Annotated in this window: 16 protein-coding genes and 1 pseudogene; 4 read left to right on the top strand and 13 right to left on the bottom strand. The window is 69.6% G+C overall.

The features are described from left to right. The first annotated feature begins 109 nt into the window (after positions 1-109). Positions 110-1,753 (top strand): AMP-binding protein, encoded by a 1,644-nt coding sequence (locus tag D7Y21_RS06145; protein WP_121711870.1) that lies wholly within the window; start codon positions 110-112, stop codon positions 1,751-1,753. Here the strand turns inward: D7Y21_RS06145 and D7Y21_RS06140 are convergent. The 8 genes from D7Y21_RS06140 to D7Y21_RS06105 form a co-directional block, all read right to left on the bottom strand. Next, positions 1,740-2,180, bottom strand: coding sequence for a TfoX/Sxy family protein (locus tag D7Y21_RS06140; RefSeq protein WP_121711868.1), 441 nt, complete (start codon positions 2,178-2,180; stop codon positions 1,740-1,742). The genes D7Y21_RS06145 and D7Y21_RS06140 overlap by 14 nt on opposite strands. Positions 2,181-2,238: 58 nt before the next feature. Beyond that, entirely contained in the window at positions 2,239-2,679 is a 441-nt protein-coding gene (locus D7Y21_RS06135; RefSeq protein WP_370038197.1) for an imm11 family protein, read from the bottom strand. Positions 2,680-2,817: 138 nt separating this feature from the next. Then, a complete protein-coding gene (locus D7Y21_RS06130) occupies positions 2,818-4,158 on the bottom strand; it encodes an AHH domain-containing protein (protein WP_121711866.1) in 1,341 nt (446 codons plus the stop codon). Further along, positions 4,155-6,383, bottom strand: a complete 2,229-nt coding sequence (locus D7Y21_RS06125) for a DPP IV N-terminal domain-containing protein (RefSeq protein ID WP_121711864.1) — start codon at positions 6,381-6,383, stop codon at positions 4,155-4,157. Before D7Y21_RS06125 ends, D7Y21_RS06130 begins: the two co-directional genes overlap by 4 nt. A 34-nt stretch (positions 6,384-6,417) precedes the next feature. Continuing rightward, complete coding sequence (locus tag D7Y21_RS06120) at positions 6,418-7,809, bottom strand: PLP-dependent aminotransferase family protein (protein ID WP_120567355.1); 1,392 nt, start codon at positions 7,807-7,809, stop codon at positions 6,418-6,420. Between the two features lie 71 nt (positions 7,810-7,880). After that, positions 7,881-8,456, bottom strand: coding sequence for an imm11 family protein (locus D7Y21_RS06115; protein ID WP_120567356.1), 576 nt, complete (start codon positions 8,454-8,456; stop codon positions 7,881-7,883). Continuing rightward, positions 8,453-9,799 (bottom strand): AHH domain-containing protein, encoded by a 1,347-nt coding sequence (locus D7Y21_RS06110; protein ID WP_121711862.1) that lies wholly within the window; start codon positions 9,797-9,799, stop codon positions 8,453-8,455. Before D7Y21_RS06110 ends, D7Y21_RS06115 begins: the two co-directional genes overlap by 4 nt. 7 nt (positions 9,800-9,806) lie before the next feature. After that, positions 9,807-11,123 (bottom strand): putative sensor domain DACNV-containing protein, encoded by a 1,317-nt coding sequence (locus D7Y21_RS06105; RefSeq protein WP_120620102.1) that lies wholly within the window; start codon positions 11,121-11,123, stop codon positions 9,807-9,809. A 191-nt stretch (positions 11,124-11,314) separates the two neighbouring features. Between D7Y21_RS06105 and D7Y21_RS06100 the strand changes: the two genes are divergently transcribed. Next, a complete protein-coding gene (locus D7Y21_RS06100; RefSeq protein ID WP_121711861.1) occupies positions 11,315-12,688 on the top strand; it encodes an amidohydrolase family protein in 1,374 nt (457 codons plus the stop codon). Positions 12,689-12,709: 21 nt separating this feature from the next. On the opposite strand, the gene D7Y21_RS06095 is transcribed toward D7Y21_RS06100, so the two are convergent. Next, entirely contained in the window at positions 12,710-13,012 is a 303-nt protein-coding gene (locus D7Y21_RS06095) for a hypothetical protein (RefSeq protein ID WP_120565257.1), read from the bottom strand. Positions 13,013-13,204: 192 nt separating this feature from the next. On the opposite strand from D7Y21_RS06095, the gene D7Y21_RS06090 reads away from it, so the two are divergent. Together D7Y21_RS06090 and D7Y21_RS06085 are read left to right on the top strand one after the other, a co-directional pair. After that, positions 13,205-13,678: a YqaA family protein gene (locus tag D7Y21_RS06090; RefSeq protein WP_120565256.1), complete on the top strand. Its 474-nt coding sequence runs from the start codon at positions 13,205-13,207 to the stop codon at positions 13,676-13,678. 178 nt (positions 13,679-13,856) lie between these two features. Further along, positions 13,857-15,578 (top strand): lamin tail domain-containing protein, encoded by a 1,722-nt coding sequence (locus tag D7Y21_RS06085; RefSeq protein WP_121711859.1) that lies wholly within the window; start codon positions 13,857-13,859, stop codon positions 15,576-15,578. 111 nt (positions 15,579-15,689) lie between these two features. Here D7Y21_RS06085 and D7Y21_RS06080 read toward each other — a convergent pair whose 3' ends face one another. The 4 genes and pseudogenes from D7Y21_RS06080 to D7Y21_RS41695 all read right to left on the bottom strand — a co-directional run. Next, positions 15,690-17,513 carry a S28 family serine protease gene (locus D7Y21_RS06080; RefSeq protein ID WP_121711857.1) on the bottom strand — a complete coding sequence of 608 codons (1,824 nt, stop codon included), beginning with the start codon at positions 17,511-17,513 and terminating at the stop codon, positions 15,690-15,692. Positions 17,514-17,589: 76 nt separating this feature from the next. Then, positions 17,590-19,920: an Ig-like domain-containing protein gene (locus D7Y21_RS06075; RefSeq protein WP_158627240.1), complete on the bottom strand. Its 2,331-nt coding sequence runs from the start codon at positions 19,918-19,920 to the stop codon at positions 17,590-17,592. A 26-nt stretch (positions 19,921-19,946) separates the two neighbouring features. Continuing rightward, positions 19,947-20,381 carry a hypothetical protein gene (locus D7Y21_RS06070; RefSeq protein ID WP_147469198.1) on the bottom strand — a complete coding sequence of 145 codons (435 nt, stop codon included), beginning with the start codon at positions 20,379-20,381 and terminating at the stop codon, positions 19,947-19,949. After that, positions 20,371-22,351: pseudogene (locus D7Y21_RS41695) on the bottom strand (hypothetical protein); the annotation flags it as partial. The pseudogene D7Y21_RS41695 and the gene D7Y21_RS06070, both read right to left, overlap by 11 nt.

Below are 22,351 nucleotides of genomic sequence, written 5' to 3'. Positions count from 1 at the left end.
GCAGGGGTCTGGAGGTGGATGCCGTTGGCGGGAAAACGTCGCGGCCGTCCAGCCGCCCTGCTCCCCGCTGACGCTTGCCGACCCGAGGGCCCCTGGGGACGATGAAGTCATGACGACCGCCCTGTCCTATGCCCATGGCACCAGCACCACCCCGCTGCTGGGGGAGACCATCGGTCAGAACCTGCGCCGCACCGTCGAGCGTTACGGCGACCGCGAGGCGCTGGTGGTGGCCTCGCAGAACTACCGCGTCACCTGGCGGCAGTTCTGGGACGCGACGACGGCGGTGGCCAAGGGCCTGCTGGCGCTGGGCCTCCAGAAGGGGGACCGGGTGGGGCTCTGGTCGCCCAACCGCTTCGAGTGGACCGTGTCGCAGTACGCGCTCGCGCGCACGGGCGCCATCCTGGTCAACCTGAACCCCGCCTACCGCACGTCGGAGCTGGAGTACGCGCTCAACCAGGCGGGCGTGAGCGTGCTGCTCTTTGCGAAGGGCTTCCGGCAGACGGACTACACGCAGATGCTGGCGGAGGTGCGGCCCCGGTGCGCGGGCCTGCGCGAGGCGCTGGTGCTGGACTCGGACTGGGACCGGCTGGTGAAGGGCGGCGCGAACATTGGCGACGACGTGCTGGAGGCGCGGGAGCTGTCGCTCCAGTTCGATGACCCCATCAACATCCAGTACACGTCCGGCACCACGGGCTTCCCGAAGGGCGCGACGCTGTCGCACCACAACGTGCTCAACAACGGCTTCTTCGTGGGCGAGGTGCTGCGCTACGGACCGGAGGACCGCGTGTGCATTCCGGTGCCCTTCTACCACTGCTTCGGCATGGTGATGGGCAACCTGGCCTGTACGTCACACGGCTCGGCCATGGTGATTCCGGGCGAGGCGTTCGACCCGCTGGCGGTGCTCCAGACGGTGCAGGCCGAGCGCTGCACGTCCCTCTACGGCGTGCCCACGATGTTCATCGCGGAGCTGGACCACCCGCGCTTCGGCGAGTTCGACCTGCGCACGCTGCGCACCGGCATCATGGCGGGCTCGCCGTGTCCGGTGGAGGTGATGAAGCAGGTGCAGTCGCGGATGCACATGGGGGAGGTCACCATCTGCTACGGCATGACGGAGACGTCGCCCGTGTCCACGCAGAACCCGCTGGATGACACGCTGGAGAAGCGCGTGGCCACGGTGGGCCGCGTGCATCCGCACCTGGAGGTGAAGGTGGTGGACCCGGACTCGGGCGCGGTGGTGCCGCTGGGGCAGCCGGGGGAGCTGTGCACGCGCGGCTACAGCGTGATGCTCGGGTACTGGGAGAACACAGCGGCCACGGCGGCGGCCATCGACCGGGCGGGGTGGATGCACACCGGTGACCTGGCGACGATGGACGGGGAGGGCTACGTCAAGATTGTCGGCCGCATCAAGGACATGATCATCCGGGGCGGGGAGAACGTGTACCCGCGCGAGGTGGAGGAGTTCCTCCACACGCACCCGGAGATCTCCGAAGCGCAGGTCATCGGCGTGCCCAGCGTGAGGTACGGCGAGGAGGTGATGGCGTGGGTGCGCGTGAAGTCTGGCGCTTCGCTCACGCAGGAGACGCTGACGGCGTTCTGCACCGGCCGCATCTCCACGTTCAAGATTCCCCGCCACTGGAAGTTCGTGGACAGCTTCCCGATGACCGTCACCGGCAAGGTGCAGAAGTTCCGCATGCGCGAGGTGTCCATCGCCGAGCTGGGGCTCGGCGATGTGGCCAACATCAAGACCGCTTGACGGGCTTCTTCTTCGCGGCAGGTGCCTTCTTGGCTGCGGGTGCCTTCTTCGCGGCAGGGGCCTTCTTGGCCGCGGGTGCCTTCTTCGCGGCCTTCTTCATCGCGGCGCGGTTGGAGGCCTCCACGGCGCGGCGGGCCCAGGGCAGCAGCCGGCGGCCGTCGTCCTCGGCGTCCGCGGGCGGCGTCCAGTAGCTCATGGGCTGTTCCTTGCCGCGGCTCTGGTAGATGAAGGGCCGGCAGCCCTCGGCCTCGAAGGCGGGGCGGGTGACGTCGTCCGTCTTCAGGTAGAGCTGGCCCTGGATGATGAGGCCGAACATCCGGCCACCGAAGTACAGGCCCCAGCCGCCGAACATCGAGCGGGCCTGCACCGGACCGAGCGGCTCCAGCAGTTCGACCGTGTACTCCACGAAGCTGTCCATACGGGGCATGGGCGAGGTCCTCTGAACGCTGGACTCTAGCGACCTGGACGCACGGCGGGCGTCTTCATCAAACCTCCGTGAAGAACATTCCGGTGGCGCCAGTGCGCTCCAGCGCCGTCTTCAGGTCCTCGGAGACGATGAGCGCGACCTTCCAGCCCCAGGGACGGAAGAGCTTCGCGTCACCCACCTTCGACTTGTCGATGCGCATGATGTCCACGGAGCGGTATTCACCGATCTTCCAGGGCTGGCCATGCTGGGGCTCCCAGAACCGGACTCCTTCCGATGCCTGCTCGTCGATGCAGCGGATGAGCTTCGTGGCAACGAGGAGCGCGTATTGATCGGGATGCTTCGGGATGGTGACGGGGATGAGTTGCACGTCGTCGGCCGCGTGCTCCAGGAGCACATTCGCCAGCTTGACGTGAATAACGGGCGTCAGACCAAAGGTAATCCGGCAGAAGTCATGGGGACGGCCGGGGTCTCCGATGGGAACGGTCAGGTGTCCTTCCACGTGGACACGACTCCCCTTCGTGAACATCCAGGGGTCTTCCTCTTCCTGGCGTAGCTCATTCCAGGGGACCTCCAGTACCCAGACACCTTCCTGGACATCTTCCGAGAGCTCAAAGTATCGGGCAGCCATAGGACATCTTTAGCGCCCCTGACGCGAGGTCAGGAGTTGATTGATGCGAGTGCCTGGGGTGGATGCTTCCTCGGCAAGCGCTCGGAGTGCATTCGTCAAGGCTTCGCGGCATTGCATCACGGTCCGGCAGTCTCCCAGGGATGTACTCAGCTTTTGCAGGACCAGATCATGATACGCCCTGGGATGTGGTCCCCGGTGGCCCGGAACCTCGACGATGTTCTCTGGGTCCTTCAGTTCCATCCCGGCCCGCTTGAAGATGCGCCGAAATCGAGGGGTCCACGGCCCGCCGGTCTTCGAAGACTTCTCATTACGGATGGTGGCCAGGTGGTGACGCTGGGGCTTGCCGGACCGCGATGACATGGCCACCGCGTTGGGCGTCAGCGCGATGGTGAAGCCTTCGGCCGTCATGGCCACGGAGCGCACGCCTCCGAGGGCCACGAACTGGAGGCCCGCCTGCGTCTCCACCGCGACCGCCGCCTGCGCGGAGCCCGGCAGGGTGGGCGCCTTCATCGCGAGCCCCGCCGTGTTGCCAATCGCCGCCGTGGCCAGCATCACGAAGATGCGCGCGGCGTTCCTGCCCAGCACCGCTCCGTAGGCTTCGCCCTCGTCGCGCACCTGGAGGAACGTGGTGGCCTGGTCCACGTGGCGCACCAGCGTCACCCAGCCGTCGAGGAGGGTCCACACGGTGTCCACGCCCAGGTAGGCAATCGCCGTGGCGGTGATGAGGGCGGCCAGTCCCTTGGAGACAGGCTCGGGCATGGCCCACATCAGCAGATACATCGTTACGGCGGAAGTCATCGAGGCGATGACGGCCTGGGGGCTGGCCATGCCCTCCAGGGCTTCGGCCGTCTCGTTCCAGACGGAGTCCATCGCGATGGCCATGGCCAGGGCATAGCGGCCGTCGCTGCCCAGCAAGGGGCCTTCCTCCAGCAAGCGCAGGCAGTCTCCCGGCTGCTTGCGCTTCTTGCCGCACCACTGCTGGTAGCCGCGCGTCAGGTCGTCCGACGCATCCAGAAGCCGCAGCTCCCGTGCCTCTTCTTCGCCCAGTGGGATGATTTGCCGGGTTCGCTCCTTGAACCCGAAGAGGCCGCTGCGCTCCGGCAGGCCGAACAGCTCTCGCGCCTGCCGCAGAGGATGGGCGAAGGGCCGCACGTCCCGGGCGAGCGTCTTCACCGCCGCCTTGAACTCGTCCTTTTCCAGCCGGGCCTCGGAGGGAGACGCGTCTTCCTCCTCTTGGGGGATGACGACGACCCGCTCGCCGCCATCGACCTCCAGGCGCACGCCCCGCGTCGTCGCGCAGCCCGACACGAGCAGCCCCAGCAGCAGCACCCAAAACAGTCGCGTCGTCACCGGGGCTCTCCCAGTTCCCGCAGGAAGAACCGGCGCACGTCGTCCCGGTAGTACCTGCCTTCGGGGCCGTGTCCCTCTCCGGGCATGATCAACAGGTCGAAGTGCTTGTTCGCGCGCACCAGCGCCTGGGCCATCCGCATCGTCGTGGACAGCGATGCGTTCACGTCGCTCGTTCCGTGCATCAGCTTGAGCGCTCCCTGGAGCTTGTCCGCCAGGGCTTCGTTGGAGCCTGCCGCGTAGCCCTCTGGATTCTCTGAGAGCAGGCCCATGTTCGGCTCGTTGATGATGGCTTCTTCCGTCAGTGCGCCCGGCGCTCCCGCGTAGCCTGCCTTGAAGAACGTCGGTGCCGTCAGCATGCCTCGCAGCGCGAAGTAGCCACCCCAGGAATGGCCATGGATGCCCACCCGCTCCAGGTCCATGTAGGGCCGGCTGGCTCCCGCCTGCTTCAGCGCCTCGACGTGGTCTGGAATCTCCGTCTGGCCCACGCGGCCGTAGTTCACGTCCTGGAAGGCCTTGCCACGCCCTGGCGTGCCCCGCGCGTCCAGCACCATCACGATGAACCCGAGCTGCGCCAGCGAGTGCGCGATGATCGATTCATACGGGCCCACGTAGCTCCAGGGCACCACCGTCGTGAACGGCCCCGCGTAGATGACGTCGATGACCGGGTAGCGCTTCTTTGGATCGAAGTCCCACGGCTTGTAGAGCGCGCCGTACAGGGGCGTGACGCCGTCCGCCGCCTTGACCGTGATGCCTTCCGGCGGCGTGTAGTGCAGCTCCGCCAGGGCGCTCGTGTCCGCCTTCGCGTAGCGGAAAGGGGCACGCCCCTCCGTGGACACCACGTCCCAGACCCTCGGCTGCTCTCGCGTGGAGTGTCCATCCACGAAGTAGCCCGTGGAGGGGGACAGCACGGCCCGGTGGAGCCCGGGCTCGGGCGTCAGCCGCTTCAGTGCTCCGCCCGCGATCCGTGCCCGGTACACCGACCGGTCATAGGGTGCCCCGGGCTCGGCGGACGCGGTGACGAAGAAGGCGTCTGACTTCGGCGTGATGCCCACCACCGTGTGGACCGGAAACGCGCCTTTGGTGAGTTGGCGCACGAGCTTGCCGGAATAGTCATACAGGTAGACGTGACGCCAGCCATCGCGCTCGGACATCCAGAGGAAGTGCTGGTTGTCCGGCAGCGGCTTCATCTGCTGGGACCAGCCGCCCACCGCGAACTCCAGCGCCGCGACGAAGGTCTCCTTCCGCTCCTCCCGCAGCACGCGGCGGCGCTTGCCCGTCACCGGCTCTACCGCCACCAGGTCCAGCCGCTTGCCATCCCGCGACAGCTGGAGCACCAGCGCCTCGCTGCCGTCCGGACGCCAGCCCGCGAACCAGTCGTAGCGCTCCGCCGCGTCACCGGGCGCGGGCGTCACCTGCCCCGTCTCCACGGAGACGAAGTGCAGCTCCGAGCGCATCAGCGGAGTGCCCGTCTTGGAGTAGGGGACCCACGTCACCTTCTCCAGTGGGGTGCTGTAGTCGACCAACGGGAGCCGATGCATGCCTCGCATGTCGTCGCGCCAGACCGCGAGGAACCGGCCCTGGGGAGACCATGCGCCTTCGGGCAGCCGCCAGGGCGAGTCCTCCGTGCCAGTGCGCTCCAGCCGGGTCGAGCCCTTCGCGTCCACCACGGCGAAGCCCGTGTCCCGCTGCACCGCGACCGTTCCCCCGTCCGGCGACAGGCTGTTGCCAGGCACGAGCGACAGCGCGGCCGGATGCGTGGGTTCGAGCGCCACGAGCCGCTTGTCGGTGAGGCCCAGGGAGAAGGCCCGGCCCTGGACGGTGAAGACGATTGCCTTCGCATCGGTGGCGAGCGTGAAGGGCATGACGGCGGGCAACGTCATCGGCTTGCCGAACAGCGCCGTGAGCTGGGACCGCAGCGATTCCGAATCCAGCAGGGGCTGCTGGGTGTGGCGCTTCGCATCCACCAGGACCCACGTGTCCCGGTAGGGCTCGACCCTGGACCCGTACACGAACCGGTCGCCCTCGGGCAGCCACCGGGGCGGTGTCAGGGTGTCCCGGATGCGGTCCGGCCAGCGGAGCGAGGCTTCCGAGAAGTCGAGCCGCGCCTGGAGGGCGTCCCCGGCTTCGGCTCCCATCGCCTGCCAGGGGACTGCGAGTCCCGCCAGGAGGAGCGCGAGGCGCGCACGCGACAGGAGTCCACCACGGTGGGGCAGGGAAGGCGTCATGGGCACTCTCCTCGGAACGAGGTGAAGGGAAACGTCAGGCCATGCGTCGCGGTGCCGGGGACGTGGTGCCGAGCAGCTCGGCCAGCGTCTTCAATCCCCGCTCCAGCTCTTCGCGAGAGCCGGCCGCGCCCAGCGAGACCCGCAGCGCATTGGGCGCCTGACCCGGACGGGCCGCGAACAGGTGTGACGGGCCGAGCAGCACGTCGCGCGCGGCAGCGGCTTCCACCAGCTCCGTGGCGCGGCGTTGTTCTGGGATGGGCATCCACAGGAAGTACGCGCTGGGGTGCGCGACATAGGGATGGCCCTTCAGCACCTTCGCCGCCAGGGACTGCCGGGCCGTGGCTTCGGCGCGTCGCGCGTCGCGCAGGGACTCGGCGGTTCCGTCCGTCACCCACTGTGTGGCCAGCTCATTCAGCAGGGGAGACCCCGACCAGACCGTCGCCGCGGCCGCGAGCTCCAGCGTCTGCCACGACGAGCCCGGCGCCCGGATGTAGCCGACGCGCAGCGCGGGCAGCACCGCCTTGGACAGACTCCCCAGGTGATAGGTCCGCTCGGGCGCCAGCGCGGCCAGGGGGGCGGGCGCCTTCGCCACGAGCGGGGCCAGCGCGCCGTTTTCGATGACGGTGACGTCGAACTTCCGGCAGACCTCCACCAGCGCCTGCCGCCGCTTCAAGGGCATGACGACCGTGGTCGGGTTGTGGTTCGTGGGCGTGCAGTAGAGCACCCGCGCCTTGGTCCTCCGGCAGGCCTCCGCGAGTGCTTCGGGCACGAGCCCCTCCGCGTCGAGCGCCACCGGATGCGTGGGCAGCCGGAGCCACTCCGCGGCGGCGAGGACGCCGGGATAGGTGACGTCCTCCACCAGCAGGCCGTCCGCGTTCGCGAGCAGGGACAACACCATCAGGGTCGCATGCTGGGCCCCGCTGCTCACGATGACGTTCTCGCGAGTGGCAGGCACGCCCGCGAGCTCCAGCCAGCGGGCTCCCGCTGTCCGCTGGGCCTCCGTGCCCGCATGGGCCTGATAGCCACTGAGCGCGCCCAGGTCCGCGCGTTCCCCCAGCCGTTGGAGCGCGGCGGCGAAGGCGAGGTGTCCCATATCGCCAGGGACGATGGGCACGGCCGTGGGCCCCAGGTCGATGCGCGTCCGGTCGAGCTGGGGCGAGTAGCGGTCTCCGTCCCGCAGGTTCCGCACGAACGTCCCGTTGCCCACCTGGCTCCAGATGAGGCCCCGCCGCTCTGCTTCGGCGTAGGCCCGGGTCACCGTTCCCAGCGACGTCCCCAGCGTGCTCGCGAGCTCCCGGTGCGTGGGGAGCCGGTCCCCCGCGCGAAGCCGCCCCGCGCTGATGTCCGCCGCGAGCGCATCGACGAGCGCCCCGTACAGGGGGCCCTCGGAGCGTTTCAGGCGCGGCTTCCAATTGGAGTGGGACATGAACCAGATTGTATCATGACAATCAGGGGCATGTGCCAGGGCCCTCTGGCGGGCTTCCACGGCAGGAGGCTCTACACTTCCGTGAACCGCATGCCGGTGGCGCCAGTCTGATCCAGCGCTGCCTTGAGGTCCTCGGAGACGATGAGGGCGACCTTCCAACCCCAGGTGCGGAAGACCTTGGCGTGGCCCACCTTCGACGCGTCGATGCGCATTCCCGCGACGGAGTAGTACTGGCCTGCCTTCTCGGGCTGCTTGTGCTTGATGGGGTCCCAGTACTCCACTTCCCGGGAGGCCTTGTCGTCGATGCAGCGGATCAACCGGGTGGCCACGAGCATGTTGAACTGTTCGGGATGGCCAGGGATGTCCACAGCGAAGAGCTGGACGTCATCAGGCGCAAGCTCCGCGAACACGGTGGCCAGCTTCACGTGGAGGATGGGCGTACTTCCGATACCGGCTTCGGAGTAGTCCAACGGTCTCCCAGGCTCGTCGATGGGAAACAGGAGGGAGCCGGGGGCCTGGATGGTTTTCCCCGCGCTGAACATCCACGGGTCCTCGATCTCCACGGACTTTTCATCAACGGGATCACCCAGATACCAGCGCCCCGGCGCGTAGACGTCCTCTGACAATCTGAAGTAACGGGCGGTCATGGTCGTGGCTCTCCGTGGCGTCGGGTCAGCAGTCGATTGAGTTCCGTGCCATGGGTTCTGGCCTGCTCGCCAAGGATCCTGAGTGCATCGGTCAAGGCTTCGCGGCATGCCCCCACGCTGCGGCATTCGGAGGTCACCTGCCTCAACCTGTCATAGACGAGTTGGTGGTACTCGGCGGGATGCGGTCCACGATGGCCCTGAACCTCGACGATGTTCTCTGGGTCCTTCAGCTCCATCCCAGCCTTCTTGAAGATGCGCCGGAAGAGCGGGGTCCAAGGGCCGCCATTCCTTGAGGACTTCTCATTGCGGATGGTGGCCAGGTGGTGACGCTGGGGCTTGCCGGACCGCGATGACATGGCCACCGCGTTGGGCGCCAGCGCGATGGTGAAGCCCTCGGCCGTCATGGCCACGGAGCGCACGCCTCCGAGGGCCACGAACTGGAGGCCCGCCTGCGTCTCCACCGCGACCGCCGCCTGCGCGGAGCCCGGCAGGGTGGGGGCCTTCATCGCGAGTCCCGCTGTGTTGCCAATCGCCGCCGTGGCCAGCATCACGAAGATGCGCGCGGCGTTCTTGCCCAGCACCGCTCCGTAGGCTTCGCCCTCGTCGCGCACCTGAACGAACGTGGTCGCCTGGTCCACGTGGCGCACCAGCGTCACCCAGCCGTCGAGGAGGGTCCACACGGTGTCCACGCCCAGGTACGCAATCGCCGTGGCGGTGATGAGGGCGGCGAGTCCCTTGGAAACAGGCTCGGGCATGGCCCACATCAGCAGATACATCGTTACGGCGGAAGTCATCGAGGCGATGACGGCCTGGGGGCTGGCCATGCCCTCCAGGGCTTCGGCCGTCTCGTTCCAGACGGAGTCCATCGCGATGGCCATGGCCAGGGCATAGCGGCCGTCGCTGCCCAGCAAGGGGCCTTCCTCCAGCAAGCGCAGGCAGTCTCCCGGCTGCTTGCGCTTCTTGCCGCACCACTGCTGGTAGCCGCGCGTCAGGTCGTCCGACGCATCCAGAAGCCGCAGCTCCCGTGCCTCTTCTTCGCCCAGTGGGATGATTTGCCGGGTTCGCTCCTTGAACCCGAAGAGGCCGCTGCGCTCCGGCAGGCCGAACAGCTCTCGCGCCTGCCGCAGAGGATGGGCGAAGGGCCGCACGTCCCGGGCGAGCGTCTTCACCGCCGCCTTGAACTCGTCCTTTTCCAGCCGGGCCTCGGAGGGAGACGCGTCTTCCTCCTCTTGGGGGATGACGACGACCCGCTCGCCGCCATCGACCTCCAGGCGCACGCCCCGCGTCGTCGCGCAGCCCGACACGAGCAGCCCCAGCAGCAGCACCCAAAACAGCCGCTTCATTCCGGCCTCAGTCCTCCGTCAGCAGGAGGCTCCAGAGCAGCACCTTCTTCTTGCCCGGCGGCCGGTGCAGGCAGCGGAGCGGGCCGTCCTGGGACGCCACGAACACGATGGCTCCGGAGTGCTGGTTGGCGAAGACGGCCGCGGCGCGGTGGCGCGAGCCGTGCTGGTGGATGGGGTAGTGCGGCCCGGGACGCCCCTGGAGCGTGCGCGCCTCGAAGACCTGCGGCGGGCCGCTTCGCGGGAGCGCAATCTGATACCCCGCGCAGAGCACCTCCAGCTCCGGCCCCAACACCAGCGCGTTGTCCACCGCCGTGAACTGCCCGATGCTCTCCACCAGCGCCTGGAAGTCGCTCTCCGTCACCTTGTCGTCGTGCTCGGCGGCGGCCTTCTTCAACTCCGGATCCTCTTCCTCCTCCGCCGCCTTGCCGGCCTCCGCCTGCCAGGCGCCGTTGATGAGGTCCGCCCGCGCCTGCACGAAGCGCTGCAACCGCTGGCGCAACAGCGAGCCCTGCTCCGGCGGCAGGACGTACTTGCCTCGCGCCCGGAAGCGCTCCACGTCGTGCTGCTTGGGCAGGAACGCGATGAGCCCTCCGTGATGCAGACCCGCCATCCTCCGGATGAGTCCCTGCACCGCGTTGGACACGTACCACTCGCGGTTGCCGCCCATCAGCGGCTGCACCTTGGGCAGCGACTCCACCAGCGTGGCGCACATCTCCATCAGCGCCGCGCGCACCGCGCTGTCCTCGTGGAAGAGCAGGTCGTGCAACGCCACTCGCCGGCCCGGTGGCACCGGCGCGCCCTGCTCGTAGCGGAACACCTCGCGCCCCTGCGTGCTCACCACCAGGTGGCCCGGCTCCGGCGCGTGGAGGATGAAGACGTCCTCCTCGCCCTCGGCGTGGAACTCCGTGTACTCCACCCGGCGCGCCAGCCCCTGGATGCGCAGCTTGCCTTCGCGCGGCCCCACCACCACCGCCGTGCGCGGCAGGTTCGCCGCGGGCGCCAGCTTCACCAGCGCCTCCACGCTGAAGTCGGTGATGCTCGACTTGGCCTCCAGGGGCAGCGTCTCCCACGCCTGCCGCTTGCCCTTCTGTCCACCGATATAGACCGTCTCCCGCACCGCCTGCAGGCCCTGCAACCCCTGCGCGTGGTAGGCGATGCGCACGCGCGTGGCCTCGCCCTCCTCGCGGCCCAGGCTCGCGAAGAACACCGTGTCCGCCAGCACGACCAGCAGCTTCAGCGTCGGCTCGGCGAGCGGCGTCTTGGCGAACTGCCGGAGCCACCCACGCAGGGCTTCTCCGGGATATTGCAGGCCGGGTTCATCCATCGGGCGGGCAGCATAATCACGGCGCCGTGTTTCCCGGTGGAAGTCGCTCGCGCGCCGCGATGCGGCGTTGGGTTCCCACCGTGGGCCCGGCCTGTAGCACCGGCGTCACGACAGTCTTGGGCCACGAAGGGTTGTCGACACCCGGACGCGCTCCTAGGGTTTCCCCCTTCCCCCCGGAGGAGACCGCCCTGATGCGCTCGCGTTACCTGACCGCCGCCCTGCTCGCCCTCGCGCTGCCGCTGTCCGTCAGCGCGGCGCCTGCCGCCTCCCGCACCGTCGTCTTCCAGGGCGGCACGGTGCTGGATGGCTCCGGGGGCCAGCCGCTGGAGGAGGCCGCGGTCGTGGTGCGCGACGGGCGCATCGTGTCCGTGGGGCTCGCCATCAACGTCAAGGTGCCCAAGGGCGCGGAGGTCATCGACTTCAAGGGCCAGACGCTCCTGCCCGGCCTCATCTCCGACCACAGCCACGTGGGCCAGACGTCCGGCACCACCACGGGCTCCCAGAGCTACACGCGGGAGAACGTGGAGAAGCAGCTGCGCCAGTTCGCCGCCTACGGTGTCACCACCGTGACGGCGCTCGGGATGAACCGGCCGCTGTTCAACGAGCTGCGCAAGGAGGCCCACGCGGACACCTTCACCGGCGCGGACCTCTTCGGCGCGGGGCAGGGCATCGGCGTGCCGGAGGGCGGGCCGCCCCAGGCCATGACGAACAACGCGCCCGACCAGCTCTTCCGCCCCACCACGGCGCAGGAGGCCCGCGCCGCCGTGCGCACGCTGGCCAAGAACCGCGTGGACCTGGTGAAGGTCTGGGTGGACACGTTCCTGGGCAAGCTCCCGAAGATGAAGCCGGACATCTACAAGGCCGTCATCGACGAGTCCCACAAGCAGGGCCTGCGCGTCGCCGCCCACATCCACGACCTGGAGGACGCGAAGGCCGTGGTGGACGCGGGCGTGGACATCATCGCCCACGGCGTGCGCGACCAGCCCGTGGACGCGGCCTTCATCCAGGCCATGAAGAAGCGCGGCGTCTGGTACGTGCCCACCCTGGAGCTGGACGAGGCCACCGTCGTCTACGCGGACCAGCCCCTGCTCGTGGACGACCCCGTCCTCCAGCCCGCGCTGTCCCCCGAATTGCGCGCGCAGTTCAACGACTCCGCGTGGCGCAAGAAGACTTTGGAGGATCCCAAGGCCCAGGAGGCGCGCCACGCGCTCTCCACCAACCAGGCCAACCTGAAGGCGCTGTACGACGCGGGCGTGAAGGTGGGCTTCGGCACGGACTCCGGCGCCACCCCGCTGCGCATCCCCGGCTACGCGGAGCACCGCGAGCTGAAGCTGATGGTCGGCGCGGGCCTCACGCCGGGACAGGCCCTGGCCGTCGCCACCGGGAACGCGGCGGACCTGCTCAAGCTCAAGGACCGGGGCCGCATCAAGCCCGGCCTGCGCGCCGACTTCTTCCTCGTGGAGGGCGACCCCACAGCCAGCATCATCGCCGCGGACCGCATCACCGGCGTGTGGCGCCAGGGCCGCAAGGTGGCGGGGAAGCTCACCGGGGCTCCCGCGCCCTGAGCCGGCGCGCCCCCCGGTGCCCTATTCTTCAATGGGCGGTTGGAGCGTGCCGAAGTGTTCCAGGCCCTGGTCCAGCGCGGAGCGCACCGCGTGGAGCAGGGCGCCGTCCGACATCCGCCGCACCAGGACCATGCCGGTCGCCACGTAGGACGGCGCGCTTCCCAGCCGTGCCTCCAGCGCCTCCAGGGTGAGCACGGTGAGGACGAAGGTGCGTCCGTCGCGCAGCCGCACCACCAGGTTCCGGGAGCCCTCGAAGTGCAGCGCCGGGGGCTCCGCCACCAGCAGGGAGGCGATCCGCTCGTCCTCCGTGTCGATGGACCGCATGCCTGACCGTTCGCGCGTCGAGCGTCGCATGGCGGGGACGATGGTGACCCCCACCCGCGCCTACAACCCCTGCCCCTGAGGGGGCCGCGTCGCCGGACAGCCTCCGGCACCGGGGGCCAGGATGGCGGGCAAGGGAGCGTTGACGCCGCACAAGACGAACGCCCCGTGCCGGGTGTATGGCCCAGGCCGCCCATGCCCGCCGAGCCGTCCATCCTGTCCACCTGGGGCCTTCCCGGGATGTTCTTCGTCGCCATGCTGGCGGGCTCCGTGGTGCCGGTGCCCTCCGAGGCGATGCTCGCCGCCCTCATCTACAACGGCACGCCGCCGGTGGTGGCCACCGTGGTGGCCACCGTGGGCAACGTGCTGGGCGCGGTGACGCTCTACATCCTGGGCCAGTGGGTGTCGCACGGCGGAGGCGGGGCCGTGGGCCGCTGGGTGGCGCGCCGCCGGGAGAAGGAAGGCCCGCGCATGGCGCGCGTGGAGGCGAACCTGCGCACCTGGGGCGCTCCCGCCCTGCTGATGTCGTGGCTGCCCATCCTGGGGGATGCGTTCGTGCTCGCGGGCGGCTTCGTGGGCGTGCGCCCCTTGCCCTTCGTCGTCTTTGTCACGCTGGGCAAAGGCCTGCGCTACGCCTTCGTCGCGCTGTCCACCACGGCCGCGATGTAACAATGCGTAACATTGCGCGTCCCCGCCGGGGGGGATGCGGCGCTCACGCAACGTTTCAAGGAATGTGACGGATAAACGGCGGAGGCGTCGTGTACGCGGAATACTGCGTCCGCGGCGCTGCCGTGACGTCCTTGAACCTCTACGGCTCCCGGGTTTTCCGGGAGCAGGATGAAACATCGTGAGCCTGAAACAAGACCTCTTCCGGCGGCCTGCCGCCTCCTGGCGTACGTGGTCCTTCACGCTGGTGTGCGCGGCGCTCAGCGCGTGCGGTGGCTCCGTGGAGGCGGATGCGGAGCAGCCGGCGCCGGAGCTCGTCGCGCGCGAGGACTCGCTGGCGAACGTGCGGCTGCGCCTGATGGCGGCCAACCTGAGCAGCGGCAATGGGCAGGACTACAACCCGGGCCACGGCATCCGCATCTTCCAGGGCACGGACGCGGACGTCGTGATGATCCAGGAGTTCAACTACCAGACGGACTCCGCGGCGGACATCCGGGCCTTCGTGGACACGGCGTTCGGCACGGGCTTCTCGTACTACCGCGAGGCCGGCGCGCAGATTCCGAACGGCATCATCAGCCGCTACCCCATCATCGCCGCCGGCGAGTGGGACGACACGCAGGTGTCCAACCGCGACTTCGCGTGGGCGCGCATCGACATCCCGGGCCCCAAGGACCTGTGGGCCATCAGCGTGCACCTGCTGACGACCAGCTCCAGCATCCGCAACACGGAAGCGTCCAACCTGGTGAAGTTCATCAACGCCAACGTGCCCGCCAGCGACTACCTGGTCATTGGCGGTGACTTCAACACCGGCAGCCGCAGCGAGGCGACCTTCAGCACCTTCTCCAGCGTGGTGTCCACGGCGTCGCCGTACCCGGCGGACAAGAATGGCAACACCAACACCAACGCGGGCCGCAACTCGCCGTATGACCACGTGCTGGTGGACAACGACCTGCGCGCCTACCAGACGTCCGTCGTGATGGGCTCCAGCACCTTCGCCAACGGCCTGGTGGTGGACACGCGCGTGTACTCGCCCCTGTCCGACATCTCCCCGGCGCTGTCGGGCGACAGCGGCGCGTCCGGCATGCAGCACATGGGCGTCATCAAGGACTTCCTCATCCCGGGGGACGGCGCGACGGCCTCCTCCGTGACGGTGCTGTCGCCCAACGGCGGTGAGAGCTGGACGGCGGGCTCGGCGCGCACCATCACCTGGTCCGCGTCCGGCGTCTCCAACGTGAAGGTGGAGTATTCGCTGAACGGCTCCACCTGGACCACCATCACGTCCAGCACGGGCGCGTCCTCCGGCAGCGTGGCGTGGACGGTGCCCTCCAGCGCCAGCACCACCGCGTGGGTGCGGGTGAGCGACGCGAGCAACGCCACCGTCACCGACCTGTCCAACGCGGCCTTCACCATCACCACGGGCGGCACCGGCGGCACGGGCACCCTGTTCATCAACGAGGTGCTCATCAACGAGCCGGGCTCGGACGTGAACGGCGAGTTCGTGGAGCTGGTCAACAGCGGCACGGCGGCGGTGGACCTGAGCGGCTGGACGGTGTCGGACGGCACGGCCGTGCGCCACACCTTCGCCAGCGGCACCTCGGTGGCGGCGGGCAAGGCGGTGGTGGTGTTCGGCGGCGCGTCCGGCATCCCATCCGGCACGCCAGGCGCGGTGGCCGCGTCCACGGGCTCGCTGGTCCTGGGCAACAGCGGTGACACCGTCACGGTGAAGAACAGCGCCGGCACGGTGGTGGACACGGCCACGTTCGCCTCGTCGCTCGCGGGCACGGACGGCGTGTCCGCCAACCGCAGCCCGGACACGTCCTCCACGGGCAGCTTCGTGCTGCACACGGGTGTGTCCAGCCTGAGCAGCTCTCCCGGCAAGCGCGCCAGCGGCGCCGCGTTCTAGTGCTGAACACCGCTCCTCCGGACCGCGCTGGTCCGGAGGAGTCGCTGCTGAAAAGACGACGGGCCGCCCCGGTGCATCCGGGACGGCCCGTGGCCTTGTCCGGCTGTCGGACTAGTTCCGCGACGCCTCGCGCAGGTGGGGCGGCACGTGGGGCCCGAAGACGGGCGGCTCCTCCGACTGCACGAACCTGGGGGCCCGCTTCAGCGGCGAGATGCCCATCCAGCGGTTGAGCGTGGCCTTCGCCTCCGCCTGCTGGGCCGCTGGGAGCTGGCTGATGCGCGCGCCGTGGTTTCCGCCCTCCACCGTGTACAGGTAGGAGTCCTGCGAATTGCCCAGCACGTAGGCCGCCGCCGTCCACGGGTCGTAGCTGCCGTAGATGAACATCAGGCGCTGTCCCTGCGTGGACACCCAGTCCTGGATGTCCGGCATCGCGCTGGGACGGAACACGAACGGGATGCCAGGGGGCGAGTACACCTCGCCGGTGTCGGTGTCCGGGAAGTGGATGAGCGAGCCCAGGTGCTTCTCATAGGGCTGGGGCCAGCCCAGCTCCGCCGCGGCCTGGTAGTAGTAGGCGGCGTACGGCGTGATGCCCTGGTCCGAGAAGGACCGGATGCCCACCGCGTAGTCCATCGCGTCGAACAGCTCCTGGTCCGTGGCGGTGGCGGCGGGGATGTTCTGGGTGCAGTTCTCCGCGGAGTCGTACTGCCAGAAGGCGAAGTAGGTCTCGATGGCGGCGTGCTCCAGCGCCAGCTCCCGGCCCAGCTGGGAATACGTCAGGTTGAACCTCGCCGCGTAGGCATCCACGAGGGAGAGCATCTGGCTCCGGCGCAAGAGCACTTCACGCTGGAAGGCCCACAGCCGCTCGCGGCACGCGACCTGCGCGTCGCCGCCCACGGTGTCCTGGAACGTCACGAAGCGCTCGTCGTTGCGCTTCGTGATGGGCGCCACGTACGCCACGGTGGCGTCCACGTCGTCCGGGTGGAAGCGGCGGAAGAACACCACCGTCTCGCCGCCCTTGCTGCCGCCGGTGGACACCCACTTGCCGGTGTAGATGGGCTTGAGCGCCTGGGTGATGCGGTGGAAGTCATCCGCGGACTGGCGGATGGTGAGGTGGCTCCAGTCCGCGGGCGACGGGATGCTGGGCGGGAAGAAGCGGTGCTCCACGGCGACCTGGTTGGCGGACAGGAGCTGCGTGGGCTCCGAACGGCCGGTGCCGGTGGAGACGTTGTAGCCGCTGGTGGAGAGCACCATCGGGCTGGCGTCCGCCTTGTGCATCAGCGTCAAGCGCTGCTCGAAGCGCTGGCACTCCGGGTGGGCGTGGTCCGACGGCTGGTTGTACCGCAGGACGAAGTGCCGGTAGCCCGCGGGGACACTGCCGCCGGTCCGGTCCTGGTCCACGATGAGGCCCGGGATGGCCTCCAGCCGGGTCCGGATGTCCAGCGACGTATCGCCGATGACGCTCAGGTCCGGGGGCGTGTCGACCCAGCCGCTCGGGGTGCATGTCACCACGCCGCCGTCCGTGCCCGCATCGGCGTCCGTGCCCGCATCACTCTCCGAGCCCGCGTCCGTCCCGGAACCCGCATCGGTGTCCGTGCCTGCGTCCGTCCCGGAACCCGCATCGGCGTCCGTGCCTGCATCGGCGTCCGTGCCTGCGTCGGTGTCCATGCCCGCATCGGTGTCCGTGCCTGCATCGGTGTCCGTGCCTGCATCGGTGTCCGTGCCTGCGTCGGTGTCCGTGCCCGCGTCGGAGCCGGCGTCCGAGCCCGCATCAGAGCCGGCGTCCACGGTCTGGGTGCCGCTGTCCGGACGCGGGTCGTCCGGCTCGTCATCGCCACAGGCGACCGGTCCCCCCAGCAGCATGAGCAGGGGAACAAGCGACGCCCAGTGGGCCAGGCGCGCCGGCTTGGAGGGCTGGGAGAACAGGTAGGGCTTCATGGGTCCGCGTTCCTCGGCGACCGCGCCCGCCGGGCCTGTCCCGGCGAGCAACGGTGCTCACGCGCGGATTCCAGCCTCAAGGCCGGAGCATGTTCAAGGGGGCCGCCCCCGTGAGGTCCTCCACGCTGTCGTAGAGGAGCTGCCCGATGTAGTTGAAGTTGTGCGCCCAGGCGCCCGGGTCCTTCTTGCTCAGCTGGTAGTTGTGGGCGGCCTTCACGAGCGCCGGTGTGAACGGCGCGAACGCGTTGGCGGAGACGGACTCGGTGGCGCTGCAGGCCCCGTTCTTGTCCGTGTCCTTGAAGAAGTACGGATTGACGTCGCCGTTGTAGCAGAGGCCGTTGCTCGTCACCCCGCGCATGGCGGTCAGCACGCGCGCGGCCATGCCCTCCACCTCCGCCTCCAGGGTCTCCGCCGTGTTCCCGTCGCCGTCGTAGTCCGACACGTGGACGAGCCGGATCTGCTCCGCCGCGCTCTGGTCCGCGTGGCACGTCTCACAGCGCTCGTTCCACACGTCCTGGATGCGGAAGGTGTGGTTGCTCTTGCCCGGGACATGGCAGCTCGTGCACTGCACCCCGCCCATGTGCGTGAGCCGGCCCGCGTAGGTCTTGTTGGGGTACTCGTAGCCGATCCGCGCCAGCGTTCCTTCGCGCGTCCCCGCGGCCGGCAGGTAGTGCACGTTCTGGAAGCGCGGCGTGCCCCCCGCGCTTAGCGCCGTGTCGATGGTGGCTTTGGACGCGCGGCCGATGTGGCAGTTGGCGCAGAGGTTGTCCTGGCCCGGCAGGTTCACCGTCTTGCCGTCCGGCAGCCACGTCTGGGCGGGGACGAAGACGTCGTAGTCCGGTTCGAAGTTCTCGTGGCAGGTGGAGCACTCCAGGCCGTTGGCGGTCTCCGGCACCAGCTGCCCGACCCCGTACTGGACGAAGAAGCGGTAGCCCTGCGCGCCGCTGTGGCAGCGCGAGCAGCTGGCCTGGACGGTCTCGCTCGAGTCCCAGTTTCGCGCCGCCTTGCTGGCGCCGTTGAAGTGACCTGGGTCGTTGCGCACCAGCAGCGACGTGTCGAAGGGCACGCTCAGCGCCGTGTTCAACGACTGGGTCGAGTCATGCAGCAGCTGGATGATGTACTTCGCGTTGTGCGCGAACGCGCCCGGGTCCACCCGGGACAGCTGGTAGTTGTACGCCGCCTTCTGCAGGCGAGGGGTCCAGCCGGCGAACGCGTTGGTGGCGGTGGCTTCGGCTGGATTGCAGGTCCCGTCTCCGTTGGTGTCCCGGAACCAGTACGGGTGGGTGTTGCCGTAGCAGAGGGGCCGGGCCCGCTCCGCGCCGTACCGCTGGATGGCGGCGAGCAGCCGGTCCCGCAGGCCCTGGATCTCGTAGTAGACGCCCTCGGTGCGGTTGTTGTCCCCGTCGTAGTCCTGATTGCGCGAGGCGATCTGCCGGATGTCCCAGGCCTTCGTGACGTCGGTCACGCCGGGGTGGCAGGTGGCACAGGCATCCCAGCGGACCCGCGTGGTGTGCGGATCATGGCACTCGTTGCACTTGTCGAAGCTGGGGACGTGGCGGAAGCGCGAGTCGTAGACCTGATCCGCGTACTGGTAGCCGCCCGCGGCCTGACTGGCGAAGAGCGTCGCGCCCGCGGGGTAGTAGTGGATGTTGGTGAAGCCCAGGGCGGGCGAGGCGGTGTCCTCGCCCACCACGCCCGCGTCCGCGACCTGCGCGTCGATGTCCCTGCCCGCGGCGCGTCCCTGGTGACACACCACGCACCTCGCCTCCGGGCCCAGGCCGGTGACCTGCTTGCCCGAGGGGAAGGTGACCGAGGTCAGGCTTGCGGCGGCGCTGTCGTGGCACGTCTCGCAGCGGACCACGGACTGCGTCGGCGCGGGGGCGTCCACCCTGCCAGGGGCGGACCCGTCACCGCCCAGGAAGTCGATGTAGCCCTCCGAGCTGTGGCACCTCGCGCAGCTGGCGGGGACGAGGCCGTCCTCGTTCCAGTGGGAGAAGGCCTCGGCGGTGGTGTCCGCGTGCGGAGAGCCTGACCAGGCGAGGTAGTAGGGCACCTGGTTGGGGTCGACGCCGGCGTCGCCCGCGAAGCCGCCCATCACCACCACCACATGGCGCGCCTCCAGCCTGGAGCTCGCGCCGGTGACCTTGATGGCGGTCTCTCCCGCGCCCACGCCCGTCACCTGCCCGGAGTCGTCCACGGTCGCGATGGCCGGGGCCTCGCTCTCCCAGTGGTAGCCGTCGTCGGTGGCCTCGCGCGTGGTGACCGTGAGTTGAATCGTCTGGCCCACGAGCACCGAATGCGGGCCGTCGGTGATGAGCTCCGGGTGGGGTGTCTCCAGTTTGGCGCAGGCGCTCAGCGCGCAGGCCAGGAGCAGCGCTCCGGCCGGGAGCAGGAGGGGTCGTCTCATGGGGGCCGCCTCGGGAAGAATGTGCGTCATGGTTGAGCGCCTCCGGAGATCCACGCCAGGAGGGTCTGGTACTCCGGGGTGCCCTCCCCATAGACGGCCCCGCCGCCGTGGCCCGCGCCGGTGGCCTTGCGCAGCAGCCGGCTGGCGGAGGGATTGGAGGTGTCCGTGAGGGAGATGGCCGCCGCGTAGTCCGCGTCGGCATCGCCCGTCAGCAGGAAGGAGGTGTTGCCAGCGGAGCCCCCGCTGCGATGGCAGCTCTGGCAGCCGGTGGTGAGGAGCGGATGGGCGTCGCTCGCGAAGGACACGGCGCTTCCTCCGTCCCCTTCGCCACCGCCGTCGGTGGGGAGCGCACCGGCGTCGGCGGCGACGGGGCCACGCTCGAAGTCCGCGCAGCCCAGGGCCAGCGCGAACATCGCGGTGAGGACCGCGGCCCGTGTCTGGATTCGGGAGTCAGAACTCATACGCCACCACCAGCCGGGTGAAGTCGTCCGGCGTTTCGTCTGTCTTCTCCAGGTTCCAGAACTGGAAGAGGCCGGCGCTCAAGCCCCGCCACCGCGCGACCACGCCCACGTTGTGGCTGGAGGCGTCCTCCCGGGTGAGCGCGTTCGAGTCCAGGATGAGGCCTCGCCGGTTTCCGAAGGTGCGCAGCCCCTGCCGGTACTGGACGTAGAGCCAGTCCGTGGGGTGGTAGCGCAGCTGGAGGTAGCTGGCGAAGTGGTAGTAGTCCTCGCCCGGCCCGCCGTAGCCCTCCGCCTCTCCCCCGGAGACATCCGCGCGCAGCAGCCCGGCGCCCAGCGAGAAGTGCTCCAGCACCGGAAGCCCGCGCGGACGCCACACCGCCACGTCCAGCGCCTGGAGGAACAGGCGGCGCCCGAACCCCAGCGAATTGAAGTAGGGCGAGTACCACACGTTGATGGGCCCCCAGGAGCCGCCAAGCCTCGCTCCGACGCCCAGTCGGGTGTCCTCCAGCGGTGCCAGGTCCGACTGGAGGTTGAGCACCGCGTCCGCGCGCTTCAGCCGGTAGCCGGAGATGACGTAGGCGTCGCCGGAGAATGCGAGCGGCCCCATGCGGCGCTCCACGTTCACCGTCAGCCCTTCGCGGGCGAACACCACCGGAAGCACCCGCTGGTCGAAGCCCGCGAGCCCTCCGTAGCCGTGGTGGAAGAGCGGATCCGCGCCGAAGGGCACCAGGATCTTCCCCCCCTTGGCGAACACCTTCACCGGCCAGGATGCCTCGCTGAGCCGGTAGCCCACCTCCCAGAACTGGAGCGAAAGGAGCTCCAGGGTGAGGGTCACCGGATCCTCGGCGGACTGCCGCGTCAGGAAGAGGAAGTGGTGGTAGCTGCGCAGCGCGCTCTCGCCCTCTGACTTGAAGGGGTGGTCGTTGTAGTTGACGCGCTCGTAGTTGAGGTCGAAGCGTCCGTTCAGGCTCAGCGAGCCGAGGACCGGGAAGGTCCCCAGCGGCACGCCGCCGTGAGGGCCCGACGGCGCGTGCGGGCTGGCCGGGGTGGACGGCGGTGTTGGGGGCGCCGCGGCGGGCCCGGGCGCGGGCGTGGCGGTGGCCACGGCGGTGTTCTCGGGGGCCGGTGGGGTCGTCCCCAAGGCGCCCGCGTCAATCCACCGGGCCAGGAGCGACAGCTGCGCGCTGCCCGGCTCCCACACCGCGCCGCCCGGGTGCGAGTCGCCCTTCGCGCGCTGGTACAGGACGCTGCTGGCGGCGGTGCCGGGCACCACCAGGGGCTCCACCGAACGCAGGTGCTGCTCCGGATCCGCGTGCGTCACGTAGCGGCTGGAGCCGGCCATCCCGTCCGAGGCATGACAGCTGGAGCAATCCGCCAGCAGCGCCTCGTGCACCTGGGGAGCGAAGCGCGGCGCGGCCGAGGCGTCTCCGGAAGGCGGGCCGGCGCTCGCGGACGCGGATGGTGCTGGCGGAGAGGCGGGGGGCGTGGACGCGCCGGGCACCGGATTGGCGCCGGGAGGCGTGGCCGCGACGGGCGCTGGAGTGGCGCCGGGAGACGCGGGCGCGCCGTCGCGGGACGGATGGGGAGCTCCAGGGCTGGCCGTGGTCAGCGCCGCGGTCGTGCCGCCGCGTGCCTTGCCGGGCGGGGCGCCTCCTTCAATCCACCGCAGGATCGTCGCGTACTCCGCCGACTCCACCGCGAAGACCTTCTTGCCTCCGTGGAGCGTGGTGCCGGTGCCCTTCTTGAGCAGCGGGCTCTGGGCGGCGGTGGCGGGCTGCACGAAGCGCAGGGTGGCCTCGTAGTCCGCCGGCTCGCCCCGGAGCACCCAGCGGGACCGGGACGCCATTCCGTCCGGGCCGTGGCAGGACCCGCACTCCTTCTCCAGGATGGGCCGGACGTCCTCCGCGAAGCCCGGCACGCGGGGCCGGTTCGCGCTGGCGGGCGTCCGGGCGGGGGGCGCGGACGGGGGC

The organism is Corallococcus sp. AB045, assembly GCF_003668895.1.
Classification (GTDB): Bacteria; Myxococcota; Myxococcia; order Myxococcales; family Myxococcaceae; genus Corallococcus; species Corallococcus coralloides.
The sequence above is the reverse complement of the archived record's forward strand: the minus strand, read 5'-3'. Positions and strand labels throughout refer to the sequence as shown.